The sequence below is a fragment of the Crocosphaera sp. XPORK-15E genome (genome assembly GCF_034931425.1).
Lineage (GTDB): Bacteria > Cyanobacteriota > Cyanobacteriia > Cyanobacteriales > Microcystaceae > UHCC-0190.
The window spans coordinates 135,183-147,502 of the sequence record NZ_JAYGHQ010000016.1; the positions used below are offsets into that span (position 1 = coordinate 135,183).

The following is a 12,320-nucleotide window of genomic DNA, read 5'->3' on the forward strand; positions in this document are numbered from 1 at the left end:
CAGGAGAAGAATTAGATTTATCAGAAGTTCCATCTTTAACTTTGCAGGAAGTCTGTAAACGAGTAGAAAAGACTTTTTCTCGATACATTTCAGGAGATAGTAATGGCAAAAGATCGGGTAAACCTCGCTTTAAATCAACCAATCGATTTCGCTCAATGGTATTTGAGGGAGGGGGATTAAGCATTCATTCTTGCTCTATCGGTGGGAAATATCTTTACCTTCAAATTCCTAAGATGGGATTGATTAAAGTAAGAATGCACCGATATTTGCCTGATGGCGTGATTCTTAAACAAGTTCAAATTATTAAAAAAGCAGATGGATGGTATATCAATTTAAGACTTGATGATCCAACTATTCCTGAATTTAATCCTAATAAAATTATTCCCACATGGGATAACTCTCTAGGGCTAGACGCTGTTCTTTATGAGAATGATTATCTGGCTACTTCTGACGGAGAAAAACTCCCATCTTTTAAATCTTTTCGTAAATCTGAGGCTAGATTAGCCAAAGTTTCAAAGCGAAAAGCTAACAAGAAAAAGGGAAGTAGAGCCAGAAGAAAACTAGCCAAAAGAGAAAGTAAAGAACATCAAAGAATTGCTAGAGCCAGAAAAGATCATGCCTTCAAAACAGCCCATAAACTATTAATAACAGAAAAAGAGGTTTTCTTTCATGAAAAGCTGAACCTTCAAGGTCTAAGTCGAAAAAATAAACCCGTTCAAGATGATAATTTCCATTATCTTCCAAACGGGCAAAGTGCGCGGAGAGGGCTAAATAAGTCCTGGGCTGACGCTGCTTTTGGACAGTTCTTTTCAATTTTTAACTACATAGCTGAGAAAGCTGGAGTTGCTGTAATTGAAGTGAATCCAATGTATACCTCTCAATTGCTGTGTTATCGTGATGAATTTGTTTTCACTGATTGCAGTATCAGAGAATATTGGGATGAAATTGAACAAGTTTTGGTTGATAGAGATATCTCGGCATCTATCAATATAAAACGAGTGGGGCTGGACGAGTTCCCCACCATAAAACGCCGTAAAGGTAAGCCAGTAGTAGTTAATTCCAATACTGATCTTACCTCTAAGGAAGTTCTCTCTGTCTTTCATAGACGCAGGAGTTGCCCGCATCGTACCCTCTTAGGGTCGATGTCGGGAGTCGTCACGACAGTATGACAAAATAAAGTGCGGAATGTGGGGTTTAACTTCTGCAAAGCAACCCTAGGCTAATTTTGCCTAATTGTGCTAAACATTAACAGTAAGTCATCACCCGATCGCTTTAAAAATATCTTTAGAAACGCCCTAACCACCATGAATCTCTCTGATAACCCCAATTCATCGGCAAAAATCACCCATCAGTCTCACCCCAGTTCAATCAACCATTCTGAAGCACCCATTGAGGCTGAAATCATTGCAGAAAGCCGGATTAACCAGAATCAGACAGAAGCAGTAGACGAAACTACCATCAATCTTGTCTATCAACCCTCAAGCTTTGAGGCCGATCAATTTAGCTTTGAGGAAGACCCCGATCATTCCCTTCCCCTATGGTTAAAGCAAGCATTAATGCCCTTTACAAGCCCTTGGGGACTGGCTTCCTTATCATTAATCTTAGCCTCTAATTTGGGCATTTGTGGGGTACAGTTATGGAAGGCTCAAACGATCAAAACAGCAGAGACAAAAGCCACCGAAAACCCCACCGAAACATTATCTAAGTTGCCAACCCCAAACCCAGAAAAAGCGTCTTCAGACTCAATTAAGTTAGATGCTTTGAGTATCGTCTCGACTAAAGCTGTTCCTAAGTCACCCAGTCCCAAAAATCTAGATTCTGGGTCAAAACCCCAACCTGTAGCGGCGAATGTGGTGAATGTCAATCAACCCTTAAGCCTAACCAACGCCATTTTACCCCCTTCCTTGCAACCCCAAGTTCCTGCCAATTATGGTACGTCTTCCACCACCATTCCTGTCCCTCCCCGTCCAACAACCATCCTCTTACCCCCACCACCACCCCTTAACACCTTTCAACCTCCGGCGGTTCAACCCGTCGCCATTCAACCCCCACCACCCCCCTCAAGTACAATAGAAGTATCTAAGGATGAACAAATCCGTCAACAAATTAAACAACAACTTCACAGGGAAGAAAGCAACAATATAGAGACACCCCTTGGTTTTAATCATAAGACTCGTTTAGAACTGCAAAATGGACTGAACCAAGTACCATCTGAGTTACTGCCTCGACAAGTTAACCAACTTGAACAACTTCAGCAACGACAGGCCTTAGATTCGGTAAAGTAGAGTCAGGCGGGTGATGACAAGTTAGGAGAATCATAATGGAATGGTTGGAAAGGGTTAGTCGGGCGGTACGGGCGCAAATAAATAGCTTTGTCCATGAGGCAGAAGATCCCGAAAAGCTATTAGAAGATGCGATCGCCCAAATGGAACAGGAATTAATTGCCATGCGTCGTGCTTTAGCTGAGGCGATCGCCACCCATAAGAGTGCAGAACGTCAATTGGCCCGTTATGAGGCTGCGGCCAATAAATGGTATGAAAGGGCAGAATTAGCCTTAGAAAAGGGCAATGAAGTCTTAGCTAGAGAGGCGTTACTTAATCGTCAATCTTATCAACAACAAGCCCAAACCATTCAAAATCAACTGGGTCAACAAACGCAAATTATTCAGAAAGTTAAGCATGATTTACGGCAATTAGAACAAAAATATAGTGAAGCAAAAGCCAAAAAAAGTCTTTATTTGGCCCGACTTCGTTCTGCTATGGCTTCCCAAAAACTCAATGAAGTTATGGGCAATTTTACCCCTGGTAGTTCCGATAATCTTTTTGAGAAAATTGATGCTAGAATTTTAGAACTCGAAGCCCAATCAGAATTAATGGGACATCTGGGTGATCCTCTAGAAAAACAGTTTATTGAGCTAGAAGTAAACAAAAATGTTGAGTCTGAATTAGCTAATCTTAAAGCCAAGAAACTTAAGTCTTCTCCTTCAGATATTGAAGAACTACGGGCTAAAATTGATAAATTATAAATCGGTGAAGTACCAGAAAAATCAAGTTTGCTATCAACAATAATTTGTTAACTTAGCGAATAATTATTATTCCTTATCAAAATAAACCTGTCATCATGAGTCAATTATCACAACAAGCTCAACCTCCTTTAGAATTTATTCCTCCTACTTTCAATCCTTTGGTTTTGCGAGGATGTCAAACTATTTTGCCATTGTGGTTACAATGGCAAACAAATATTAAACAAATTGATGGGGCAAATATCGAAAAATTAGCTCATCTTTATCAAGAATTTCAAGCCGGAAAAATACGCTTTCTCATGGCTTTTCGTCATCCCAATATTAATGATCCTTACTGCATGGGATATCTGCTCTGGAAACTGCTACCACAAGTCGCTAAACAAAATAAAATTGCCCTTAATTCTCCCATTCATGCTCATTTTATGTATGATCGAGGAATTCCGCTTTGGGCCGGTTCAGCCGTGGGTTGGTTATACTCACAATTAGGGGGAACTTCTATACAACGAGGGAAATTAGATCTCCCTGGTTTACGCTCAGCAAGAGATTTATTTGCTAATAGTAAGTTTCCAATTTCAGCAGCACCAGAAGGAGCAACAAATGGTCATAATGAAATTATTAGTCCCCTAGAACCAGGTATTGCTCAATTAGGGTTTTGGTGTACGGAAGATTTACGAAAAGCTAACCGCACAGAGGAGGTTTTTATCGTTCCTATTGGCATTCAATATTATTATCTTACACCTCCTTGGGATGAAATAGAAGCCTTATTAACTCAATTAGAAAAAGATAGCGGAATTTCTACTAATAGTAATCATAAAAATGGAATAAATGAGGCAGATATTTATAAAAGATTATACCAATTAGGGGAACGGATGTTAACCGTGATGGAGGATTTTTATCATAAGTTTTATCATCAAGATTTACCGAATACATCTGAGCAAAGTTTAGCAGAAAGACTTAATAATTTAATGAATACGGCTTTACAAGTAGCAGAAACCTATTTTAAGCTTCAACCAAAAGGCAGTATTATTGAGCGTTGTCGTCGTTTAGAACAAGCGGGATGGGATTATATTTATCGAGAAGACTTTAAGGAAATTGAGCAATTATCAATGGTAGAAAAAGGGTTAGGCGATCGCATTGCAGAAGAAGCAAGTTTTAAAATGTGGCATATGCGTTTAGTGGAGTCTTTTGTGGCAGTAACAGGCTATTATGTAAAAGAGAAACCAACAGCAGAAAGATTTGCTGAGACGATTTTATTATTGTGGGATTTAGTCGCTAGAATTAAGGGAGAAAATGCGTTTTTTCGTCCCCAATTAGGGCAACAAAAAACTAAAATAACTATTGGTGAACCGATTTCAGTTTCTGCGCGTTCTGATGATTATAAAAAATCCCGTCGTCAAGCAGTAGAAAGCTTAACCCAAGATTTACAAGAAGCATTAGAAAGTTTGATTGATTAGTTTTATTGCATAACAACTTACTCTAAACTCCAGTTATTATGAAGTTATGTAAATTAAGTAAGATTCAGTGTAACTTTATACAGTATTATCAGGGCAATAGCATCCTAAAAACAGGAACAAAGTTACCCATGAAACGCCTTATTGTTTGCTGTGATGGGACTTGGCAAGATTTGGAAAGTCCTTATCCAAGTAATGTGGTTAAACTGAGTCAAGCAGTGAAACCAGTTGCTACTGACGGCACACCACAGATTGTATTTTATGATGCGGGTATTGGTACCGAAAGCCAAAAGCTTTCAGGAGGTACGGCCGGAGTAGGCATTGATAGAAACATACAAGATGGCTATCGATTTCTGTCTCTCAACTATGTACCTGGAGATGAAATCTATCTGTTTGGTTTCAGTCGGGGGGCTTATACCGTCAGAAGTCTAGTCGGAATGATGTATTGTTCGGGACTTCTAGATCGGGCTAACGTTACTAAAGCGGGTCAAGCTTATGAACTTTATCGTAAACGAGATGTTAAACCCACCGATAACGAAGCGGTTCAATACCGTCAAGCTTACGGCGATCGCGTTCCTATCACCTTAATCGGTTGTTTTGATACGGTAGGCGCGCTTGGAATTCCTGTTCCTCCCATATTTAGAGCGTTTCAGCCGATGCTTCATCGCCGTTATCAATTCTATGATACGACCTTGAATCACTGTGTGCAGAATGCACTGCACGCTATGGCGATCGATGAAATCAGGGAAGTTTTTGATGTGACTCCTATGACCAAAAATCCCAAAGCGGAGAATCAACGGGTCATTCAAAAGTGGTTCCCGGGCCATCATGGTTGCGTTGGTGGTGGCACAGAAGAAAATAGAGGGCTATCAGATGCGGCTTTAAAATGGATGATTGATTCGATTGGAGAGCTTGGATTAGGATTAGGATTGGAATTAGATGTTAGTGCTATTCCTACGGGGATTCAGCCTAATTATGAATGCGAATTCACCAACAATCCGGGATTCTTTAAATTAGCAGGAATCAAATTCCGTGAAGTAGGAGATGCTCTTGAAGAACTGCATGACAGTACCCTTGAGCGCCTGAAAAATCGTCCCGACTATCGGCCCAAAAATTTAGAAAAAATCCTTCCTAAGATTGAGAAATAGGCTATTTTTCAACCCTAAATTAATCAATTGTCAATTAGTAAAGCAACGTTTTAGCCAAAATTAGGAGTTAAATCCAAAATGCTTAAAGGTCTAAAAATAGCGTTACAAGCAGACACGGGAAAATGGTTTTCTCGCTGCAATAACTGTCAGCAAACGGTGAATAATATTTCTGACACAATCACTGTACATATTGATAGTCCTGTCTCCGATCATCCCTACGCACATTTTGAGGTTGTGGACGTGGGAGGGGGGAAAATCGCGCTTAAGGCAGACACGGGTAAATATGTCGCGAGGTGTAACGGTTGCATCGTTAATGGGACTTGTCCAGACTTCGTTACCGTTCATGTAGATGATCCTTCCTTACCCCACGCGCAATTTATGCCCGAACTCTTAGGGAATGGAAAGTATGCGTTAAAAGCAGATACAGGCAAATATGTATCGCGTTGTAACGGTTGCTCCCCCACCTCTGCTCATCCTGATACTGTAACTATTCATGTTGACGACCCCAATAACGCACCCTGGGCGCAGTGGACAGTTAGTTATATTCCCTTTTCTTATTTAGAAAGGTATGACAGTATTGCGGCTGATAATGTGGCAGAAAGAGTGAAACTGGTTGGACAAGGGATGGCAACAGATACCCGTAACTTCTTCAAAGAAGTAAGAGCTAATCGCCCCATCTTTATCACGCCCAAATTCGTCCTGGTGACTTTATTTCCTGACGTACAAGAAGTTTTCTCTCGTCCAGAAGTTTTTTCCGTGAGATTGAACGCTCCTAAAATGGACCCTAATCACGGGCCTGTTATGCTATCGAGGGATAACACGGAATTTAACTGGCGAGAAAAGTCCATCATGAAAACCATGTTGGAATGGGAGGATTTTCCCAAAATCACAAAAGCGGCCGGAGAAGTTGCCAAAGCTGCCTTAGATAAGTCAGCAGCCACCGGAAAAATAGAAACCGTCAATGACTTGGCAAAATTAGTCTTGGTAAGAATGTGCGGTGATTATTATGGCTTCCCTGGTCCTAACTTAGAAACGATGTATCGCTGGTCAATAGCGACCCAAAGTGGTATGTTAAGGAACCTAGCCAACGATCCCCAAATCGATGCAGCTTGTGTCCAAGCTGGCAAAGAAATGCGGGACTATCTCACCCAACTTCTACAGCAGAAAAAAGCGGATAACAGTCAATCTTCCGCACCAAAGGACATCTTCACTCGGTTAGTTAAAATTAACTTTACTGACAACAACATTCCCTTTGACGACAGCAGAATTCTCACCAATATGGCTCTTTTGCTCGTTTCTACCCTAGAAACAACGGCTCAGGCCATCGTCCAGTCCCTAGAACAAATTTTACGTCGTCCCGATATCCTGCCCAAAGCGGTACAAGCGGCTCAGGCCAATGACGACCAGACATTAGCTAAGTATGTTTGGGAAGCACTCCGTTTTAACCCTGTGAGTCCCTCCCTGCCTCGCTTTTGTGAGTCAGATTACACTGTAGCCGCCGGAACACCAAGAGCTACTCGCATCCCTGCCAAAAGTTTAGTCTTAGTCAGTCTCGGTTCAGCCATGTTTGATGGGGCAATCATTAAAAATCCTGATGACTTTTCCATTGAACGGCCAAAACATAACTATATGCACTTTGGCTATGGGGATCATACCTGTCTAGGTGAACATATTGCCGGAGTTGTGGTTCCTGAAGTGATTAAACAAGTCCTGCTACGTCCAGGAGTCAGAGTGATTCCGGGGGATGAAGGAAAACTCGAATCTCAACCGAATGCCATCCTCAAGCGTTTTGTCATCGCCTATGACAAGTAAATTGGGCTACATAAAGTCTGTGATGAACAGCAATCAGGAATAATAAAAATAGTCATCTCAATTCAGGAGCATCGATTAATTATGTCCAAAACAAAAACCATTTTCGATGAATTAAAAGCTGCATTGGTATTGAAAGTAATTAATACCCCCTTTGCACAGAAATTAATCGCAGAAAAATCCGAAAAAAAAATCTATAAATCCCAAGAGGATAAACCAACAAAACCCATAGAACAGTTGCATAAAGCGACCGGTCAGTTGGTTTTTATTGATACTAACAAGCCATTACACAACATAGGATTGGAACTATGGGACCGAGACATCGGGACACCGAGTGATTATTTAGGCAAAGGTGTAACGGATCATAATGGTCGCTTTGAAATCTACTACGATCCCGACAAAGCAGGGTTCAAAGATTTGCCAGATTTAGAATTAAGAGTCATAGACAATCGGGTTAAGTTTGATGCCAACAATCAGCCCGTTTATACCAATCGCCTTGCTTACATCATTAAAGGTGGAGACAATGTAACGCAAAAATCCTATGACTTCGGGACATTAAAAGTTCCTTACTGGACTTATGACCCAGAAAGTCCCTTTGCGCGGATATTAATGCCTAATCCAGAAGAAACCCCCGATAATTATGCGATTGGGCGCATATTTCAAGCCTATGAGGCAGCTAATACTCTCACCCCCATTAAAGCTAAGCACGTCATCGCTAACACCCTTAATCCCAAAGAACCTAGCCTCAGCCAAATTCAAGCGGATTATCCCCCGAATCTAACTATCAATTTAGATCGGGAAAATCCCCATTACACCAGAAGTGATGAATATTTTGTCTTGCGGATTCTTAATGGGATGAATCCTTGCTTGCTTAAACGCAATAAGAACAATCCCAATCAGTTTAAAGTGACATTCAATTGGGATACCTACGAAAAAGATAATGAACACGATCTCACTAATGTAGAAGCCTTTTTTGAATTGAAAGATGGTCAAATTATTCCTACAGCCATCACGATTCAAAACCGCTATCCTGATTCGTTTGCTCCCCATTCTCCCCTCAAAGATCCGGAGACTTATACCCCCAATGACCCGGAAAAGTGGCTGCAAGCAAAACGCATTTTCCGTAGCTGTTCTTTCTTTATGGGAGAAACGGTTGAGCATTATTCTAAAGCTCATGTGCAGATGGAACAGTATGCGGTAGCTTGTTTCCGTAACTTGCGAAAAAATCCGATCCGTCTGATGTTAACTCCCCACTTAAAGAGTATTATTAACATCAATCGGCGTGGGGATGTTTTACTCGCACATCCGACTAGTGGATTATTTGTTACCAATGGACCCCTAACTTATCCAGGATTTTTGCAAATCTGCAAGGAAGTGGTGGCAAACTACGATTGGAAAGACTGGAAACCTCGTCAACCCATCTTTGAAGGTCATACCTATGCCAAAGCAGCTAATCTATACTGGCAGATTTTAACCGAATACGTTGACGGATTTTTTGAGAAGCATAAGGAAGCTATCGCCCAAGAATGGGTAGAAATTCGCCGTTTTTCTGACGATTTAGTGGAGCATAGCCTGACTTATCAACCTGTGCAAGGAGTCATGGCGAATACGGATAGTGATTACGAATGGTACGATATTAGCGAATTGGATAAACCAGATATCCCCAGAACGACAATTGATGGTGCGGTGAAGGTTATCCGACCGATTACTGTCTCCGATACTCCTAATCCAGCCGATATCGACAATTTAAAACAGTGTTGCCGTTATGTCATCTTCCATCTGACTTTGTGGCACACCTGGGTTAATGATTCTCAATCGGATGAGGGAGGAGAAATTGCCTATAGTTCAATGGCATTACGCAATGGTAGCTTTGGTGCTGAAAATGATCCGGCGATCGCACCTGATCCGATAGAATGCAGCAATCAACTTTATTCTGTCCTTGTCTTAAATGGCATTAAGTACGGCTTAATTGTCAAAAATGAAGATGATGATGTTCCTGAAGAGTTGAGAACAGCTTTGATTAATCACAAGGCTCAATTTGCTGATTTAGGCATCGATATTGGCAATATTCGCACTTTAATTAACATTTAGTGCCTTATTCGGGTGGGCAATGCCCACCTAAAAAATAATATTCCTACCGTCTAAATCGTCTAGTGACAAGGTTTAGCTACAATGAATCTAACTTGTCTCCTTTGGGCAATAGTAGGTTTGCCTTGTCTTTCATGGCTATTTCTGTACTAAGCAATCGTTATCAAATTCTGGGAACCTTGGGTAAAGGCGGTTTTGGAGAAACTTTTCTCGCCGTTGATACCCATATGCCCTCCGGCAAAAAATGTGTAATTAAACAACTCAAACCAGCTGTCCGATCGGCTGAAATTCCTGATTGGCTAAAGGAGCGATTTGGACGAGAAGCCGCTATCTTAGAAGAACTAGGGGAAAATCACCCTCAAATTCCCGCCCTTTATGCCTATTTTTCCGAAGATGGGGATTTTTATCTGGTTCAAGAATGGATTGAAGGCGAAACCCTCACCCAAATTCACCAACGACAAGGCAACCTCTCAGAAACCCAAATTAGAGAGATTCTGATGGGTATTTTACCTGTCTTGGATTACATTCATAGTCGCCGCATCATTCACCGAGATATCAAGCCAGATAACATCATTATGCGGGCCAGCGATGGTAAACCCGTCCTCATTGATTTTGGCATTGTCAAAGAAGCCGTGGCCACTGTCGTCAACCCTAACGGACAAACCGCCTATTCCGTCGCCTTGGGAACCCCTGGTTATATGGCCTCAGAACAAGCCGCAGGCCGTCCGGTCTATTCCAGCGATTTATATAGTTTAGCCCTAACCGCAGTTTTTTTACTCACAGGCAAAACCCCTCAATATTTAGATACTGACCCCCACACAGGGGAAATTTTGTGGCGCAAAGATGTCCCCGAACTCCATGCCAACCTCGCTACGGTAATTGATAACGCCTTGCGGTTTCATCCCCGCGATCGCTTTACCACCGCGAAAAAAATGTTAGCGGCTTTGCAAGTCCAGAATTCAACCGTCACCGCAGCAACAATGGTGGTTAGTCCAAAAGATTTATCTCCCCCAGTCACGCCAACTCCTCAACCCATCACCCATACCCCAGAAACAATCGAAATAGAAACCCCTTGGACTTTATTAGTTTTAGGCTCTTTTTTAGCTGTTAGTGCCATTATTGGGGGATTAACCCTAGGTTTCATCTTGGCGACGAAAGAGCGATCGCAGCCTAAACCCACCCCATCAACGGTGATCGAATCTCCTGAACCTGAAGTCTTTTCTACCCCTAAACCTGAACCAAGTCCTGTCCCTCGTCAGCGTAATAATCGTTATCCTCAACCCCTACCCTCTCCTACTCCAGAACCGGAAGTTTCTCCTACTCCAGAACCGGAAGTTTCCCCTACTCCAGAACCGGAAGTTTCCCCTACTCCAGAACCGAAAGTTTCTCCTACTCCAGAACCGAAAGTTTCTCCTACTCCAGAACCGACTACCGTTGTGCCGATTCCTGTACAACCGCCCAGCAATACGCAACCAGAAGGCAGAATTCCCAAACCCCAACCTGTACCAGTCCCCTCTCCTGATCTGGATTTATTGCCCCAAGCTCCCCCTGCCCCTATTGCACCAAAAAAAAATGAGTAACGCTCAGTCGTTGAATAAGTAATCACGAGGAAATTGATAGTTTTCTAAGGGTTATTTTTGAGGAATATGCCAAGAATAAAGAGATACAAGCTATGGTAGAAGTATTGAAAGCCAAAAACAAAACTAATAAAAATGAACCGGAGATTGATCTGATTGAATACTTATTAGAAAATCCTATTCATGTTGATAATTTAGAATTTATGAAACGGGAAGATAATTTTTAATCTAAAATATAATTTTTTTTGCTATGATTTGATCAATATTAATTTTAAGCCTTATGAGTCAAAACTACGAAATTGCTCGCCCTCTTCCCCCTAATGTCAAACGCGCTGCAACCATTCTCTCATGGGCAGGAAATATTGGTTTCTGGGGACAGTTAATTTTAGGCGTGTTGGCCGTTGCTCTTTTATCCCTCTCTTTAGCGGGTTTAGTAGTTCAACAAAAATCGGCGGAAGGCACTAGCTTTAGTATTTTCTGCTCCATTGCTGGCGTTTTAGCCCTAATTATCAGTATTATTATTTGTTTCCGCTATAAAAAAATTGCTCGGTTGATGAGAAATCCTGAAGCCACACAACGCCCGAAAAAAGCATCAACTTTACAACTAATTAGAGCAGGGCTATTATCTAATTTAGTTGGGATTTTCTTTTCAATTATTGGGGCAGAAGGGTTTGTTGGAATTCTCTGGCAGAAATTATCTAATATTCCTCAAGGCGCGGCTGTTTATGATACCAGCAAGCTACCAACACCTAGCGAAATTTTACTACTTCTTGCCAATACCCATACGGTTTTATGTCACTTTGTTGGCCTTGTTGTTGGTTTATATTTATTAGATCGTCTTGATAGATAAAATCAAAAAATAGGGAAATTTAAGCAATGCAGCGAACTAGACTCAATACCTTAGTTGAATTTACACAAAGTCGATTAAATCAAACTTTTAGTAATCCTTGGCGACGGATTTCTTTAAGTCTCATAAGTGTATTATTAGGCTTTTTTGTGGGACAAGCTGTTTCACTTACTGCTGGACAAGAAGCCTATTGGGATGTTACTGTGGGAGCAATTCTTCTCATCTTTACAGAAACAATTAGTAATATAGCTTATCGTCGTCGTAAGCGAGAAGATCGATCACTTTGGCTTGATATTTTAAACCTTTTTAAAGTTGGTTTCACCTATAGTCTGTATTTAGAGGCACTGAAACTCGGTTCATAATTTAGGATTAATTATT

The 12,320-nt window shown here is 41.3% G+C and carries 11 protein-coding genes; all 11 read left to right on the forward strand.

Annotated elements, in window-relative coordinates:
• On the forward strand, positions 1-1,169 hold a 1,169-nt coding region (locus VB691_RS18130), incomplete at its 5' end, for a transposase (protein ID WP_323292922.1).
• A gap of 66 nt (positions 1,170-1,235) precedes the next feature.
• Entirely contained in the window at positions 1,236-2,285 is a 1,050-nt protein-coding gene (locus VB691_RS18135) for a hypothetical protein (RefSeq protein ID WP_323292923.1), read from the forward strand.
• 35 nt (positions 2,286-2,320) lie between these two features.
• Positions 2,321-3,025: a PspA/IM30 family protein gene (locus tag VB691_RS18140; RefSeq protein ID WP_323292924.1), complete on the forward strand. Its 705-nt coding sequence runs from the start codon at positions 2,321-2,323 to the stop codon at positions 3,023-3,025.
• A gap of 95 nt (positions 3,026-3,120) precedes the next feature.
• A complete protein-coding gene (locus VB691_RS18145; RefSeq protein ID WP_323292925.1) occupies positions 3,121-4,476 on the forward strand; it encodes a 1-acyl-sn-glycerol-3-phosphate acyltransferase in 1,356 nt (451 codons plus the stop codon).
• 128 nt (positions 4,477-4,604) lie between these two features.
• A complete protein-coding gene (locus tag VB691_RS18150) occupies positions 4,605-5,621 on the forward strand; it encodes a DUF2235 domain-containing protein (protein WP_323292926.1) in 1,017 nt (338 codons plus the stop codon).
• Between the two features lie 78 nt (positions 5,622-5,699).
• Positions 5,700-7,433 (forward strand): cytochrome P450, encoded by a 1,734-nt coding sequence (locus tag VB691_RS18155; RefSeq protein ID WP_323292927.1) that lies wholly within the window; start codon positions 5,700-5,702, stop codon positions 7,431-7,433.
• Between the two features lie 81 nt (positions 7,434-7,514).
• The gene (locus VB691_RS18160) at positions 7,515-9,521 is read left to right on the forward strand and encodes a lipoxygenase family protein (RefSeq protein ID WP_323292928.1); all 2,007 of its coding nucleotides are present in this window, start codon (positions 7,515-7,517) and stop codon (positions 9,519-9,521) included.
• A 131-nt stretch (positions 9,522-9,652) separates the two neighbouring features.
• Entirely contained in the window at positions 9,653-11,098 is a 1,446-nt protein-coding gene (locus tag VB691_RS18165; RefSeq protein ID WP_323292929.1) for a protein kinase domain-containing protein, read from the forward strand.
• A gap of 92 nt (positions 11,099-11,190) precedes the next feature.
• The gene (locus tag VB691_RS18170) at positions 11,191-11,322 is read left to right on the forward strand and encodes a hypothetical protein (protein ID WP_323292930.1); all 132 of its coding nucleotides are present in this window, start codon (positions 11,191-11,193) and stop codon (positions 11,320-11,322) included.
• Positions 11,323-11,375: 53 nt separating this feature from the next.
• Positions 11,376-11,945: a DUF3611 family protein gene (locus VB691_RS18175; RefSeq protein WP_323292931.1), complete on the forward strand. Its 570-nt coding sequence runs from the start codon at positions 11,376-11,378 to the stop codon at positions 11,943-11,945.
• A gap of 26 nt (positions 11,946-11,971) precedes the next feature.
• Positions 11,972-12,304, forward strand: a complete 333-nt coding sequence (locus VB691_RS18180; RefSeq protein WP_323292932.1) for a DUF565 domain-containing protein — start codon at positions 11,972-11,974, stop codon at positions 12,302-12,304.
• Positions 12,305-12,320 lie beyond the last annotated feature (16 nt).